The sequence below is a fragment of the Enterobacter sp. Taxon_8 genome (assembly GCF_058354585.1).
In genome coordinates, this window is record NZ_CM177989.1 from 1,412,785 (window position 1) to 1,428,390 (window position 15,606).

The 15,606-nt window shown below is 55.3% G+C and carries 13 protein-coding genes; 3 read left to right on the forward strand and 10 right to left on the reverse strand.

What is annotated here, in order from left to right; genetic code table 11:
* The first annotated feature begins 14 nt into the window (after positions 1 to 14).
* Both AC4IBF_RS06695 and AC4IBF_RS06700 read left to right on the forward strand, forming a co-directional pair.
* Positions 15 to 1,211: a Bcr/CflA family multidrug efflux MFS transporter gene (locus AC4IBF_RS06695; RefSeq protein WP_133294832.1), complete on the forward strand. Its 1,197-nt coding sequence runs from the start codon at positions 15 to 17 to the stop codon at positions 1,209 to 1,211.
* Between the two features lie 279 nt (positions 1,212 to 1,490).
* Positions 1,491 to 1,835, forward strand: coding sequence for a YejG family protein (locus tag AC4IBF_RS06700; protein WP_008500952.1), 345 nt, complete (start codon positions 1,491 to 1,493; stop codon positions 1,833 to 1,835).
* Between the two features lie 3 nt (positions 1,836 to 1,838).
* On the opposite strand, the gene yejF is transcribed toward AC4IBF_RS06700, so the two are convergent.
* The 9 genes from yejF to AC4IBF_RS06745 all read right to left on the reverse strand — a co-directional run bounded on the left by yejF (position 1,839) and on the right by AC4IBF_RS06745 (position 13,431).
* Positions 1,839 to 3,428: a microcin C ABC transporter ATP-binding protein YejF gene (yejF, locus tag AC4IBF_RS06705; RefSeq protein ID WP_133294831.1), complete on the reverse strand. Its 1,590-nt coding sequence runs from the start codon at positions 3,426 to 3,428 to the stop codon at positions 1,839 to 1,841.
* 1 nt (position 3,429) lies between these two features.
* Complete coding sequence (locus AC4IBF_RS06710) at positions 3,430 to 4,455, reverse strand: ABC transporter permease (RefSeq protein WP_491463214.1); 1,026 nt, start codon at positions 4,453 to 4,455, stop codon at positions 3,430 to 3,432.
* A complete protein-coding gene (locus tag AC4IBF_RS06715; RefSeq protein WP_288462949.1) occupies positions 4,455 to 5,549 on the reverse strand; it encodes a microcin C ABC transporter permease YejB in 1,095 nt (364 codons plus the stop codon). The genes AC4IBF_RS06710 and AC4IBF_RS06715 overlap by 1 nt, the downstream gene beginning before the upstream one ends.
* Positions 5,550 to 5,558: 9 nt before the next feature.
* Positions 5,559 to 7,364, reverse strand: a complete 1,806-nt coding sequence (locus AC4IBF_RS06720) for an extracellular solute-binding protein (protein ID WP_136195441.1) — start codon at positions 7,362 to 7,364, stop codon at positions 5,559 to 5,561.
* Between the two features lie 73 nt (positions 7,365 to 7,437).
* The gene (locus AC4IBF_RS06725) at positions 7,438 to 8,994 is read right to left on the reverse strand and encodes a cyclic di-GMP phosphodiesterase (RefSeq protein ID WP_111965304.1); all 1,557 of its coding nucleotides are present in this window, start codon (positions 8,992 to 8,994) and stop codon (positions 7,438 to 7,440) included.
* Between the two features lie 127 nt (positions 8,995 to 9,121).
* Entirely contained in the window at positions 9,122 to 9,691 is a 570-nt protein-coding gene (mepS, locus tag AC4IBF_RS06730; protein WP_008500946.1) for a bifunctional murein DD-endopeptidase/murein LD-carboxypeptidase, read from the reverse strand.
* 415 nt (positions 9,692 to 10,106) lie between these two features.
* The gene (locus AC4IBF_RS06735) at positions 10,107 to 10,820 is read right to left on the reverse strand and encodes a phosphatase PAP2 family protein (RefSeq protein WP_172621918.1); all 714 of its coding nucleotides are present in this window, start codon (positions 10,818 to 10,820) and stop codon (positions 10,107 to 10,109) included.
* A 33-nt stretch (positions 10,821 to 10,853) separates the two neighbouring features.
* Positions 10,854 to 11,840 (reverse strand): CobW family GTP-binding protein, encoded by a 987-nt coding sequence (locus AC4IBF_RS06740; RefSeq protein ID WP_115875861.1) that lies wholly within the window; start codon positions 11,838 to 11,840, stop codon positions 10,854 to 10,856.
* Between the two features lie 124 nt (positions 11,841 to 11,964).
* Positions 11,965 to 13,431 (reverse strand): mannitol dehydrogenase family protein, encoded by a 1,467-nt coding sequence (locus tag AC4IBF_RS06745; RefSeq protein WP_252093256.1) that lies wholly within the window; start codon positions 13,429 to 13,431, stop codon positions 11,965 to 11,967.
* A 205-nt stretch (positions 13,432 to 13,636) separates the two neighbouring features.
* Between AC4IBF_RS06745 and uxuA the strand changes: the two genes are divergently transcribed.
* Positions 13,637 to 14,827 (forward strand): mannonate dehydratase, encoded by a 1,191-nt coding sequence (gene uxuA / locus AC4IBF_RS06750; protein WP_252093255.1) that lies wholly within the window; start codon positions 13,637 to 13,639, stop codon positions 14,825 to 14,827.
* A 99-nt stretch (positions 14,828 to 14,926) separates the two neighbouring features.
* Here uxuA and yeiP read toward each other — a convergent pair whose 3' ends face one another.
* Complete coding sequence (yeiP, locus tag AC4IBF_RS06755; protein WP_008500940.1) at positions 14,927 to 15,499, reverse strand: elongation factor P-like protein YeiP; 573 nt, start codon at positions 15,497 to 15,499, stop codon at positions 14,927 to 14,929.
* Positions 15,500 to 15,606: the final 107 nt, after the last annotated feature.

Below are 15,606 nucleotides of genomic sequence, written 5' to 3' on the forward strand. Positions count from 1 at the left end.
TTCAGGAGAACTCTGTGACCACCAGGCCACACTCGTCGTTCAAAATCGTCTTCATTCTTGGCCTGCTGGCCATGCTGATGCCGCTGTCTATCGATATGTACCTGCCCGCGCTGCCGGTCATTTCCGCGCAGTTTGGCGTTCCGGCGGGCAGCGCGCAGATGACGCTCAGCACCTATATTCTCGGCTTTGCCCTCGGCCAGCTGTTTTATGGCCCGATGGCCGACAGCCTTGGACGCAAGCCGGTCATTCTGGGCGGGACGCTGGTGTTTGCGGCCGCTGCGGTTGCCTGCGCGCTGGCGCAGACTATCGATCATCTGATTGTCATGCGTTTCTTCCATGGTCTGGCGGCGGCAGCGGCAAGCGTGGTGATTAACGCCCTGATGCGCGATATCTACCCCAAAGAAGAGTTCTCCCGCATGATGTCGTTTGTCATGCTGGTGACGACGATTGCGCCGCTGGTGGCCCCAATGGCCGGTGGTGCGGTGCTGGTGTGGTTCAGCTGGCATGTGATTTTCTGGATCCTGGCCCTGGCCGCGCTGCTGGCCTCCGCGATGATCTTCTTCTTTATTGATGAAACGCTTCCCGTCGAGCGCCGCCAGAAGTTTCACATCCGTACCACCATCGGCAACTTTGCCTCGCTGTTTCGCCACAAGCGCGTGCTCAGCTATATGCTGGCGAGCGGGTTCAGCTTCGCCGGAATGTTCTCCTTCCTGAGCGCCGGGCCGTTTGTCTATATCGAGCTGAACCACGTTTCGCCGCAGCACTTCGGCTATTACTTTGCGCTTAACATCGTCTTCCTGTTCATCATGACCATCATCAACAGCCGCTTTGTCCGGCGGGTGGGGGCGCTGAACATGTTCCGCGCCGGGCTGTGGATCCAGTTTGTGATGGCGATCTGGCTGGTGGTGAGCGCGTTTCTGGGCGTGGGCTTCTGGGCGCTGGTGGTCGGCGTGGCGGCCTTTGTTGGCTGCGTGTCGATGGTGTCGTCCAATGCGATGGCGGTGATCCTGGATGAGTTTCCGCACATGGCAGGAACCGCATCATCTCTGGCAGGGACGTTCCGCTTCGGCATCGGCGCTATCGTCGGAGCGATGCTTTCGATGGCCGCCTTTACGACGGCGTGGCCGATGCTGTGGGCGATGGCTTTTTGCGCAACCAGCTCGATACTCTTCTATCTTTACGCCAGTCGACCGCGAAAAGCGGCCCACTAAAACGCAGAGAAGGCCCGAAAGGGCCTTTTTTGTTGATGCATATCAACCAAACCCCCGTTCGTTTATTCCGTGTTTGTTTATTTTATGTAAAATCTATTTGTGTAAAAAGTCACATCATTGTATTCAAAAAGGTTGAGTTAGATCGCAGAAACGGGTACATATAGCGCCGACGCGAGCCTGAATACCGATAAAAAAGTGCTGAATAGTGCAGGCTGGCGATGATGTGTTACTATAAATGTAAATAAATTGTGAAGTAAATTTTGCTTCCGGGGAACGAACGTGAATACATTACAACTTTCTATTGTCCATCGCTTGCCCCAGAGCTATCGCTGGTCGGCGGGTTTTGCTGGTTCGAAAGTTGAACCGATTCCGCAAAACGTCGCGGGCTGTGAAAACTGCCTGGTGGCGCTCAAGCTGCTGAGCCCGAGCGACGAAAATGCCTGGCGGGTGATGGAGCGTCTCAGTCAGGCCCTGACGGATATCGAAGTGGACAGCTCCGTACTGGAGTGCGAAGGTGAGCCGTGCCTGTTTGTGAAAAGCCAGGACGAGTTTGCTGCTACCTGCCGCCTGAAAAATTTTGGCGTTGCTATTGCAGAGCCTTTCTCCGGCCAGTATCCATTCTGAGCGCTAGTCTGACGACACCAGCTGGCGCGTGTAGCGCTGCGTTGGCGCGCTAAATACGCGCTGGCAATCACCCTGCTCGACCACCTCTCCCTGACGCAACACAATCACCTGATGGCATAGCGCCCGCACCACCTGTAAATCATGGCTGATAAAGATATAGGCCAGCCGGTGCTTTTCCTGTAACCCTTTCAGCAGCGCCAGGATCTGCGCCTGTACGGTCCTGTCCAGCGATGACGTCGGTTCATCCAGAATAATCAGCTCCGGTTTCAGGATCAGCGCGCGGGCAATGGCGATACGCTGGCGCTGCCCACCGGAAAATTCCGCAGGGTAGCGGTGGCGCGTCTCGGGATCTAGACCCACTTCGGTCATGACCCGCATGACCTCCTGCTCGCGTTGCTGCGCGCTCAGGCCGGGCTGATGGACGCGCAGACCCTCTTCGATAATCTGTAACACGCTGAGCCGTGGGTTAAGCGAGGAGTTGGGATCCTGAAACACCACCTGCATGCGGGGACGCACGGGCAGCATCTGGCGGCGGTTCCAGCGGTGCAGCGGCATATCGTCAAAGAGGATTTCCCCCTGCGAGGCGATTAAGCGCAGCAGCGCCAGACCGGTGGTGCTTTTACCCGAGCCGGATTCGCCCACCAGCCCCAGTGATTCACCCGGGCGCAGCGAGAAGCGGAGGTTTTTCAGCACCGGGTTGCGATCGACAATGCGGCGCAGAATACCTTTACGGATCGGGAACGAGACGGACAGATCCTCAACGCGCAGCAGCGGCGTGCTGTCCGCATCGAGAGGAACCGGGTCGCCGGAGGGTTCGCTGTCGAGCAGGCGCTGCGTATAGGGGTGCTGTGGGGCACTCAGCAGCGCGGACGCCGTATTCTGTTCAACACAGCGTCCGTTTTGCATCACCGCGACGCTGTCGGCCAGCTTTCTCACAATGCTCAGGTTGTGCGTGATAAACAGCAGGCTCATGTTCAGCTCGTCACGCAGATCCCGCAGCAGCGTCAATATTTGCGCCTGTACCGTCACGTCCAGGGCCGTTGTGGGCTCGTCGGCAATCAACAGTTCGGGGCGCGTCAGCAGGGCCATGGCGATCATCACGCGCTGGCGTTCGCCGCCGGAGAGCTGATGCGGAAAATCATTCAGCCGTTTGGGCGCATTGCGTATGCCTGTGCGTTCAAGACAATCCAGAATTTCTCCCCGCGCGGCCTCTTTGCGCATCCCTCGGTGCAGGGAGAGCACTTCATAAAGCTGTTTTTCGAGGCTGTGCAGAGGGTTAAGTGAAACCATCGGCTCCTGGAAGATCATCGCGATTTTGTTGCCGCGAATGCCGCGCAGGGTATGTTCGTCGGCATGCAGCAGCGAACGGCCGTGAAAAAGAATGTCCCCTTGCGGATAGCTCACCGGCGGAGAAGGCAGCAGCCGCAGGATGGAGAGCGCCGAAACGCTCTTGCCTGAACCCGACTCACCCACCAGGGCCAGCGTTTCCCCGGGCTGGATCTGCAGCGATAAATCGTTGACCACGGTGTGCGTCTCACCCTGCTTTGAAAAAGCAATCGACAGGTTATCAATACTCAGAAGAGGCTGGGTCATCTTATACCGCCTTGTTCGGATCAAAGGCATCGCGCACGGCTTCGCCAATAAAAATCAGCAGCGACAGCAGCACGGCCACGGAAAGAAAGGCGGCGATGCCTAACCACGGCGCCTGGAGGTTGTTCTTACCCTGCAGCAGCAGTTCGCCTAGCGACGGGGAACCCAGCGGTAGCCCGAAACCGAGAAAATCCAGCGAGGTGAGGGTGGTGATGGAGCTGCACAGAATAAACGGCAGGAAGGTGAGCGTTGCCACTACGGCGTTAGGCAGCATATGGCGGAAGATGATACTCCGGTCGCTAACGCCAAGCGCCTGCGCGGCGCGGATATAGTCGAAATTGCGGGTGCGCAGAAACTCCGCCCGCACTACGCCGACCAGCGCCATCCAGCCGAACAGGACGGTGATGCCTAATAGCCACCAGAAGTTGGGCTGTACGACGCTGGAAAGCAGGATGATCAGAAACAGCGTTGGCATACCAGACCAGACTTCGATGATACGCTGGCCCCACAGGTCAATTTTCCCGCCGTAGTAACCCTGAACGGCGCCCGCCACAACACCCATCACGCTGGAGAAGAGCGTCAGCATCAGCCCAAAGAGAAGCGATATTCGCGTGCCGTACAGGATGCGTGCCAGCACGTCGCCGCCGTTAGCATCCGTTCCCAGCAAGTTTTGCGCGGAGGGCGGGGAAGGGAAGGGGGCCGTGGTAGCGAAGTTTATACTGTTTGCGCCAAAGCGCACCGGCGCCCAGAGCGCCCAGCCGTGCTGCTCAATCTGCTGGCGAAGCCACGGATCCTGATATTCCGCCCGTGTCGCGAACGGGCCGCCAAAGTCGCTTTCGCTGTAGCTGGCGATGACCGGCACGTACCAGCGATCGTTAAAATGCACCAGCAGCGGCTTGTCGTTGGCGATCAGCTCCGAACACATGCTCAAGGCAAACAGCACGGCAAAAATCCACAGCGACCAGTAGCCGCGGCGGTTGTGGCGAAAACGGGCCCAGCGGGCCTGATTGACGGGGCTTAAACGCGGCATCAGCGGCCCTCAAAATCGATTCGGGGATCGACCAGCGTATAGCTGATATCACTGATGATATTCAGCAGCAGGCCAATCAGGGTGAAAATATAGAGTGTGCCAAACATCACCGGATAATCGCGCGATACGGTAGCCTCATAGCCCAGCAGCCCCACACCGTTGAGCGAGAACATGACCTCTATCAGCAGCGAGCCGGTAAAAAACATGCCGATGAACGTGGCCGGAAACCCGGCGATTACCAGCAGCATGGCGTTGCGGAACACGTGTTTCCACATGATCTGCTTCTCGCTCACGCCCTTGGCGCGGGCAGTAACAACGTACTGCTTACGAATTTCATCGAGAAAGGCGTTTTTGGTCAACATGGTCAGGGCCGCAAACCCGCCAATGACCGTGGCCAGAACCGGCAGTGTGATATGCCAGAGGTAGTCGGTGATTTTCTGATACCACGGCAGGGAACTGAAATCGGCGGAGACCAGCCCCCGCAGCGGGAAGAGGTCAAAATAACTTCCCCCGGCAAAAAAGACGATCAGCAGGACGGCAAACAGAAACGCCGGGATGGCATAGCCGATGATAATGAACGTGCTGCTCCAGATATCGAAGCGGCTACCGTTATACACCGCTTTGCGGATCCCAAGCGGTATAGAGACCAGATAAATAATCAGCGTTCCCCACAGCCCCAGCGTGATCGAAACCGGCAGGCTTTGCTTGATCAGCGTTAACACTGACGCACTGCGAAACAGGCTATCGCCAAAATCAAAGCGGATGTAATCCCAGAGCATTTTGAAATAGCGCTCGTGAATCGGTTTGTCAAAGCCGTAGCGGTGGGTGATCTCGGCGATCACTTCCGGATCCAGCCCGCGTCCGCCGCGATAATGGCTTTCACTGATATTCCCTACGCCGGTTCGCGCATGGCTTGCGCCCATGCCTTCACCGCCGCCGCCGGGCATGCCGCCGCTGTTGCCAAATTCAATGGCGGCAATCGCCTGATCGACCGGGCCGCCGGGAGCAATTTGCACGATAAAAAAGTTAATCGTGATGATGGCCCACAGGGTGGGGATGACCAGCAGGAGACGACGGATAAGATAGGCACCCATGATGATTCCTTATCGCCGCTCAGCGGGAAGTCTGGCGGCTTTGTTAACGTCATACCACCAGGTATCAAAGCCCAGGGAGTAGACAGGGCGCACGGCAGGCACGGAGAACTTATCCCAGCGCGCAAGGCGATCTTCGCCCATATACCACATCGGCAGCATGTAGTAGTTCCAGGTTAAGACCCTGTCGAGGGCGCGCCCGAGCGGCAGGAGCTTTTCTTTATCCCCCTGCGCCGCCACGATTTTCGCAATCAGCGCGTCAATCGCCGGGCTTTTTACCCCCGGCGCATTGTACGAGGAGTCGATGTAGCTGGAGGCCCAGGAGATTTGCAGGTCCGAGCTGGGCCATGGTTGGGCGGGCCACAGGCGCTGCATCATGTCGTAATCACGGCTGCGCATGCGGCTGGTGATCTGCGCGTTATCCACCTGGCGAATGTTCATGGTCACGCCCAGCCGCTCAAGATTGTGCTTAAACGGCAGCACCCACTGGTCGTTGCCCCCGGACGAGAGCAGCAGCTCAAAGCTGAGTGGCTTGCCCGTTTTGGCATCAACACGTTTTTGATTCTTCAGATGCCAGCCCGCGTCATCCAGCAGCTTGCTGGCTTTGAGCAGGTTGTCGCGGTCGTAACCGTCACCGTTTGAAGCCGGCGGCTGAAACACCGTTGTAAACACCTCTGGCGGTACCTCTGCTTTAAGGGGTGCCAGCAGAATCAGCTCGTCGGCTTTCGGGTAATCGCGCGCGGCATATTCCGTGTTCTGGAAATAGCTGTTGGCGCGGCTGTAAGCCCCGTAAAACAGCGCTTTGTTCATCCACTCAAAATCAAAGGCCAGGGAGATGGCTTCCCGCACCCGGCGGTCATTAAATACCGGACGCTGAATATTAAACGCCAGCCATCGCGTGTCTTGCGCAGACTCATTTTTATGCTCGTCTTTGACGATATAGCCTTTGGCGAAATTTTTGCCGATATAGCGGGTCGCCCAGTTTTTGGCGCTGCTCTCGACCCGTAAATCGAAGGCCCCCGCTTTGAACGCTTCAAACGCCACGTTATCGTCAAGGTAGTAATCATAGCGAAGGGTGTCGAAGTTCCAGCGTCCGCGGTTTACCGGCAGATTGGCTGCCCAGTAGTCTTTGACGCGGGAATAGACGACATATTGCCCCATGCGCCAGTCGGTGATGCGGTAGGGGCCGCCAGCCAGAGGAGGCGTGGAAAGCGGGTCGCTCAGCTTGTGGTTTTTCCAGAACGATTCCGGCATCACCGGCAGCGAGAACAGGCTGAGCATGTTCTCTTTATTTGGTTCGCTCAGCTCGATGCGCACGGTAAGCGGCGCAATGGCTCTGACCGACGCGCCTTTATACACGATGCGGAACTGGGGAACGCCTTCGGTCATAAATTTATGAAAGGTGAACGCAACGTCGCTGGCCTTAACCGGCGTACCGTCATGAAAACGAGCTCGAGGGTTAAGGGAGATCTCCGCCCAGGCGAAGTTATCGGCGTAACGCACGTTCTCGGCAATAAGCGGATAGTAGCTGCCGGGCTCGTCATCAGAGGTGACAAAGAGCGTATCGTAAAGCGATTCCGTCCGCGCGGCCGCCACGCCGCGCAGGGCGAAGCGGTTGAAGTTGTCGAAGGTTCCCGTGGCGGAAAGCGTGACCTTTCCGCCCTTCGGCGCGGCAGGGTTGACGTAATCGAAGTGCGTAAAATTGACCGCGTATTTCGGCTCGCCAATCACCGCGAAGGCGATATTTTCTTTGATGGCTTGCGCCTGGCTGGACAGGCTCGTGAATGCCAACATCAGCAACATAAAGCGCATAAGCATCTCGCGGCAGCTCCCTCTTTACAGACCGGCTCGGTTAAGCTGAATAATAAGTGACGTCACGGGCAATGTGAAATTAATCACCCTCGGCCGAAATATCAGGCCGCCATTCGCGGAACTGCGCCAGCGGCATCGGGCGGCTAATCCAGTATCCCTGCAGGAAATTAACGCCGTGTTCGCGCAGCCAGGCGGCCTGTTCCGGTGTCTCTACCCCTTCGGCGACGGTCGACATATTCAGTCGTCTTGCCAGCGTCAGAACGGCATCCAGCACCGGCGACGTTACCGTCTCAGTCCCTATCGCATTAACAAATCCGCGGTCTATCTTGAGGTAGTCCATGGTGAAATGCTCAAGGTAAATCAGCGCGCTGTGGCCGGTACCAAAATCATCAATGGCGATTTCAAACCCTTCGTTATGCAGCCATTCGAAGAGGCTGTTGGCTTCCCGATGGTTAAGCATATCGCGCTCGGTAATTTCCAGCACGATCTGGAAGTAATCTGGCGGCAGTAACGCTTTGAAGGTGCGCATATCGTCCTTGAAGCTTTCCGCATGCAGATGCCCCGGCGCGATGTTGATGCCCACCTTTGCGCCCGGAGGTAACAGCGTTTGTAACACGGGAGCATCGTGAATGATAAGGTCAAAAAGATGCAGCGTCAGCGGGACAATGAGCTTCTGCGCTTCGGCAAAATTGATAAACGCGTCGGGCGGAATTTCCCCCATTGTTGGGTGTTTCCAGCGCATCAGTACTTCCAGCCCGGTCATCTGGAGCGATTTAGCATCGACGACGGGCTGATAGACTACATAAAACTGGCCGCGCTTAATCGCGCTCAAAATCTCTTTACCCGGGTTGAGGCGAATGCTGAGGATATAGTAGTTGAGCGAGCCGGCACAAATGCCGCATACCAGCCCGAAGAACAGGGCGTAAAGAATTTCATCGCTGGTCCAGGCGTCCGCATACAGATTTATGGTCAGGGGAACGTCTTTCAGCGTTGCGGTACGGGCCGGCGTTTCATGAAGATCGTGCGCGTTGACCAGCATGCTGGACCGCGTTGACAGCGCATGATCGCCAATGATGATGGCGATGCCGGCAAATTCGTCCTGGCGAGCCGTGTAGAGCAGGTAAGGCGTCAGGTTGAGATTCACTGAGGTAAATACGCCGCCGTCCTTCACTAGCGGGTTACGGTACCAGATTGCAATGGCGGGCTTGTTGGGCAACATCGGAGTGCCGGGAAGCAACGCCATATCAATCTGTTTGTCGATGTGCAGCTCAGGTATCAGCTCCTCCATTGGGGAATTCATCGGACCCGTAGCAGAAGAGCAGAACGCCATTTTGTCTCTGACCAGCAGGAATGCGCGAACGTTAACGCTAAAGGCAGCGCGCGAAGTGAGTTCCTGATTTACGTCGTGGCAATTGTTTAACGTGAGCGGCTGGAGCACATCGATAGAATTTTTTAACTCATCGAAATAGCTCTCCATATAGATGCTCACATCGTGGATCAGGGTGTCGAATTTGACTTCCCGCTTGTGGTAGCTCCAGAAAAATTGCAACGAACCCAGGAGCAGGGCGGCGATCAGGCCTGTGATGATGCTGAGGATCAGTATCTTGCGATTGCTGGAGAAATAGCGGGTGAACATAGACGTCGTAATTCCTGAAATGCCGCTGGATGTATTCAGTGTAACGGGCAAAAAAAAACACTGCCGAAGCAGTGCTTTTTTTCATCATATCGCCAGCCAAGGGATAACCAACGATACGATAGTCATATTAACTGCGGGTCAGTACGCGGCGTGCTTCGTTGTAGCGCTTCTTCCAGTACGGTTCATTCATGCTGGAAATGGTGACACCGCTGCTGGTGGAGGCATGTACGAACTGGTCATTACCAATGTAGATGCCAACATGTCGACCTGTAGAACCGGCACGGAACAGGACTAGATCACCGGTGCGCAGTTTGGTACGTGAAATCGACTTGCCCATCTCCTGCTGTTCATAGGTTGAACGCGGAAGATCTAACCCAAATTGCTCGCGGAATGTACGCTGTACAAAACCGGAACAATCAATACCTGTTTTTGTGCTGCCGCCAAGACGATAACGCACGCCTTTCCAGTCAGCATACTGGTCCATAATGCGGGACTTCACGTCCAGATTACGTACCATATTTTCAAATTCATCCTGAGAGGCTTGCAGTGACGAGGAATCTTCCATTCCCACAACACGCGTCTCAGGATGCATATTCTTTGCGGTGTTCGATGTACTACATGCAGACAACAGTACCGCGACTGCTATCGCCGGGATCCCCCGTAAGATATATCTCAGAAACGGTTGAGATTTGACCATTTTGTTTATTTTCCCTTGAAGTCCTTAACGACAAATATCGTTATAAAAATGCCAAACGTGACGAGACTAATTATCTGTTCACATTGAGACAATTCTTTCTGGTCACATTTGTGGTACAGCGCACAAAATTATTCGCCAGCGAAATAATTATCTCTATGGGGCAAAACGAGTTCGAGATTAACCGATTGCCTGGGGTATTGCGAGAAAAAAAAGCCTTTTTTTTATAAGAAAATGTGATACAGAAAGTAAAAATCCGTAATTGCTTAAAATGCGGACAGATCCGAGGCTTTATCGCGCAATTGCTTCATTTTTATCATGAATGTGATGACAAGAATATGACGCTGGGAAAAGATCGTGGCGGAAAGGCTATCGGGGATCATGTCGATCCCTGATAGCTCACGTTAATTTAGGTTAGTTATTTGTTTAATTGTTGTTGCGCTCTGCCGGGAAGATAGCGATCGAACAGCGCTATTATCCTGTCGCTCAGTGGGGTCATCAAACACCACGGCAGCGCAATCAGCGCAACGGAGAGCGAACCGACGGCAATATCGGTGAACCAGTGAGCGCCAATCATTACGCGCGGGAAGGCAAAAACCACAAAAATAATCAGGGCTATGGCAAACGCTTTTCTGCCGAAATAGCGAAGCATAATTGCGGAAAAAATAAGCAGCATCATGCCGTGATCGCCAGGGAAACTGTCCTTCGACGCATCTTTTGTTGGAATATGCAGCAGTTCGCTGACGCGATAAATATCGGTGAAAAAGAGCGTTGGGCTGGAACGCTTAACCGGAATAATCGCGGTGGCCAGCTGGTTAATGACGACAGCAAACAGCAGCATCACCAGACCGATAATCAGAATACGCCGACGCCCGGCTTTGTCCTCTTTCAGCCAGAAAGAGAGCATCAGGCAGCCCATCGCCAGCAGCGAGAAGCCGTCAAAGGCGCGGTTGTTGGTAATTGCCACCAGCCACAGGAACGCGTTGCTCTTCACCAGCTCCTGATTGAAGAAGTGAAAAATGGCAGAATCCAGCGGGAACCAGAAACCATGATCTGCCGGGATATACCAGGAGAGGAAAAGCGCCAGACCGGCGACATTAAGCAGTAATATCAGGGGAAATCGAGTTGTCATAACGTTCTGCATAGAGTGAAAACTGGGGCAACGTTAGCCGCCCGAACTTAAACGAATCCTCAACAGACTGGACTGGAGGGCATTCCAGTCGGCGTTAACCGCACTAATTAACTCTATACGGCTGTCAGGCGGCGCCACGTTTTGCGTTTCAATAAAGAAATCGTCGCCCTGGCGGTTGATCCGCACCAGTCCGTCCGGGGTGCGCATGATCCCTTTCACGCGATCGACGGGCGCAAGACGGGCCCACTCCAGGATCCCGATGGTGTCAAAAACGGTTTCAGCATCAAAAATCCATCCGCAGGCCTGATATCCCTGGCCGCTATTCAGATTACGACGCCAGCGCTGGTGTTCCGGCAGACTCAGGGCTGCCAGACCCTGCTTAACCGGATGACTGTGCGAATGCTCCGCGCTGGCGGGCAGCTCGGTGCGGTTCAGACGAGGCAGGTCAAGCAGGGCGCTATCAATATTCCCTTGGGTGGTCTGCACCCGCGTGCGATTGCCGCCAAAATGTTGCCACCACGCATCCAGCGCGGCCTGGCTTTCAGCCGTGGCGCGATCTGCTTTATTCGCGACAATAACGTCAGCGGAGGCGAGCTGATCGCGGAAGTTCTCATTTGCCACCGCCTTGTCATCCAGAAGCTGACGCGGATCGAGCAGGCACAGGGTGGCGCGCAAATCGATCCACGGCTCGTAAACCGGGGCGGTTAGTAAATCGAGGATTTGCTTAGGGTGACCCAGCCCGGTAGGTTCAATCAGCAGGCGGTCAGGTTTGCCCTGACGCAGCAGGGTATTTAGGCCGACCTGCATAGGTAGGCCATTGACGCAGCACATGCACCCGCCGGGGATCTCTTTAATCATCGCGCCGCTGGATGACAGCAACGCGCCGTCAATGCCCACCTCGCCAAATTCATTGACCAGCACGGCCCACTTCTCGGCCGGATCTTTATTCGCCAGCAGGTGGAGAATTGAGGTGGTTTTACCGCTGCCGAGAAAACCGGTGATGAGGTTGGTTTTGGTCACGTGCGCTCCAGATCAGAATTGTGATGCTATAACACTATTCTCTCTATCCTGGCGAAAAACGTGACCTGTGAGAAGGGGAAGGGCGAACGGAGGCCTCATCCGTTCGCGTTAAGCGCAATAATCGTTAAATATTTAACGTTTCGATAACAGCCTGACGTGCGCCGTTGCGGATAATGCGCTGGTATGCCTGGCGGACAGTCTCCACAAAGACGCTGTTTTGTGCGAGATCGTGACCAAAGACCTCACTCAGCCCCAGCAGCGCGTTAACGCGGTCGGCGTCGCTGCTGGCGTTGACGATGGCGCGGATTTTATCGCTGAGGGGATCGCGAACGTCAATCGCATTGCCACGGTCGTCGATACCGCTGACGTAGCGTATCCAGCCGGCCACGCCCAGAGCCAGCAGCGGCCACGGCGTATTTCGCTCAAGATGAACGCGGGTCCCGTCAAGCATTCTCTGGGGCAGCTTCTGGCTACCGTCCATCGCGATTTGCCAGGTCCGATGCTGGAGGGCCGGGTTGGCAAAGCGTTCAATTAGGCTATCGGCGTAGGCGGTGAAATCGACATCCTTAATCCGTAACGTGGGGGCCTGCTCGTTCAGCATCAGCCGACGGGCGGCTTCACGGAACGCCGCGTCCTCCATGCATTCATTAATATGCGCGTAGCCCGCGAGGTACCCCAGATACGCCAGGAAAGAGTGGCTGCCGTTGAGCATGCGTAATTTCATCTGCTCCCACGGCAGAACATCCTGCACCATCTGGACACCCGCCACTTCCCACTCGGGACGGCCTGCGACAAAATTATCTTCCACCACCCACTGAATAAACGGTTCGCAGCTGATGGCGCACGGATCTTCAACGCCGAGCGCGTCGGTGATTTCCGCAAGCGATGCTTCCGTCGCGGCGGGAACAATTCTGTCAACCATCGTTCCCGGGAAGCTCACGTGGCTATCAATCCATTCAGACAGCGCCGCGGAACGCTTTTGCGCCATGCCCAGCACCGCGTTTTTGACCACGTGCCCGTTATCCGGGATGTTGTCGCAGGAGAGCACGGTAAACGCAGGCAAACCGCGCTCGCGGCGGCGGTGGAGCGCTTCGACCAGGATCCCTGGGGCAGAATGTGGCTCTGAGGGGTTTTCAAGGTCGTGGACGATCCGGGGGTTATTCAGATCGAGTTTTCCGGTCGCGGGATCGATGCAATAGCCTTTTTCCGTGATGGTGAGCGATACAATCGCGACCTGAGGCTCGCAAAATTTCTCAATAATGGCGGGCAGGGAGTCCAGCTTTGCGTTCAGGCACTCATGGACGGCGCCGACGATAATCGCCTCATTTCCTTCAGCCCCTTTCTCCAGCACGGTGAACAGATGCTCCTGCGCGCGCAGCTGGCTCATCAGCGCGTCGCCGCTGAACAGGCTAATCTCACAAATCCCCCAGTCGCCGCCTTTTTCATTCAGCACCCTATTTGTTAACAAGGCCTGGTGCGCACGGTGAAACGCGCCAAAGCCAAAGTGAACGATGCGGGAGCGTAATGACTGGCGATCGTAGCGAGGTTGCTGAACCCCGGCAGGAAGGACGGTAGAGGCAATTGTCTTCATGAGATACACACCTGATTAACCATTAATTAACAATGCCAGTGTAAAGTTATATGACAGCAAATAAAATTGGTGAGCCGTAAATATCCCCGTTATGTGAGTTTGATCAATCAATGTGTGGCGGTGTATTGACCCTTTACGGCAAACATGTATGGTAGTCGTCATTGCAGTAACGCATATTGGTATAACAACTTAAGAGGGTGAGGCAATGGAACAAACCTGGCGTTGGTACGGGCCGAACGATCCGGTTTCTCTTGATGATGTGCGTCAGGCTGGCGCAACGGGTGTCGTCACGGCGCTGCATCATATTCCTAACGGTCAGGTCTGGCCGGTAGAGGAAATACAGACGCGTCAGGCGCTGCTGGCGGAGAAGGGATTAACCTGGTCTGTGGTGGAAAGCATTCCTGTTCATGAAGATATCAAAACCCATTCCGGGGAGTATCAGACCTGGATTGCTAACTATCAGCAGAGCATTCGTAACCTCGCGGCCTGCGGTATTGATACGGTTTGCTATAACTTCATGCCCATCCTCGACTGGACGCGAACCGACCTCGAATATCAGATGCCGGACGGCTCAAAAGCGCTGCGTTTCGATCAGATTGCCTTTGCAGCGTTCGAGTTGCACATCCTGAAACGGCCTGGCGCTGAAGCGGATTACACCGCGGAAGAGCAGCAGCAGGCACTCGAATGGTTCAATGCAGCCAGCGACGCGGACATCGAAAAGCTGACCCGTAATATTATTGCGGGCCTGCCGGGTGCCGAAGAGGGGTATACGCTGGATCAGTTCCGCGCCCGCCTGGCGGAATACGGCAATATTGATAAGCACCAGCTGCGTGAAAACATGGCGTATTTCCTGCGCGCTATCGTGCCGGTTGCGGAAGAGGTAGGGGTTCGCCTGGCCGTGCACCCGGACGATCCACCGCGTCCCATTCTCGGCCTGCCGCGCATTGTTTCCACAATTGAAGATATGCAGTGGCTGAAAGAGACGGTCGACAGCATCTATAACGGCTTCACCATGTGTACCGGCTCCTACGGCGTGCGGGCAGATAACGATCTGGTGCGGATGATTGAAACCTTCGGCGACCGCATTCATTTTACGCATCTGCGCGCGACCTGCCGTGAAGAGAACCCAAAAACCTTCCACGAGGCGGCTCACCTGGGCGGCGATGTGAATATGGTGGCGGTGGTAGACGCCATTCTGGCCGAAGAGGCGCGTCGCAAGCAGATTGGCGATGTGCGTCCTATTCCGTTCCGTCCTGACCACGGCCACCAGATGCTGGACGATCTGCGTAAGAAAACCAACCCAGGCTATTCTGCGATTGGCCGTCTTAAAGGGATGGCGGAAGTGCGTGGCGTTGAGCTGGCGCTGAAGATGACGAAGTATCCGGAGCTTCTGTAAGCGCCACCGGACCAACAATAAAAAAAACCGGCCTGAGAGCCGGTTTTTGTGTTTTTGCAGGTCGGGTAAGGCGAAGCCGCTACCCGACAAATGCCGCAATCAGTCAGCGCGGCCCATATAGCGTTTTTCTTCGATATGGATGCGGATCTTCTCGCCAGCGGAGAGGTATTCCGGCACCTGCACAACCAGGCCGGTCGTCAGGGTAGCCGGTTTGTTGCGGGCACTGGCGGATGCGCCTTTGATGCCGGGTGCCGTTTCAACGATTTCCAGATCGACGGTCTGAGGCAGTTCCAGCGCCAGCAGCACGCCGTCCCAGGTCAGAACCTGCATGTCAGGCATACCGCCTTCAGGAATGAACAGCAGCTCTTCTTCAATCTGATCTTTGGTGAAGATGTACGGGGTGTAATCTTCTTTGTCCATGAACACGTATTCGTTGCCGTCGATGTAGGAGAAATCAACATAGCGACGGGTCAGGGTCACGGTATCGACAATATCGTCACCTTTGAAGCGTTCTTCCACTTTGAGGCCGGTACGCACATCGGCGAAACGCATTTTGTACAGCGTTGCTGCACCACGGGCGCTTGGTGCCTGAATGTCGATATCTTTCACAATCAGCAGTTTGCCGTTGTAATTCAGCACCATACCTTTCTTAATTTCGTTCGCTCTTGGCATTGCAGTAATCCTGTTTACGGGAGGTAAAAAATATCGCGCCAAATTACTCGCGCGCGGCCTTTCAGGCAAGTGGAATTCGTGGCTTTTGCTATCAATACGCAAAAGGT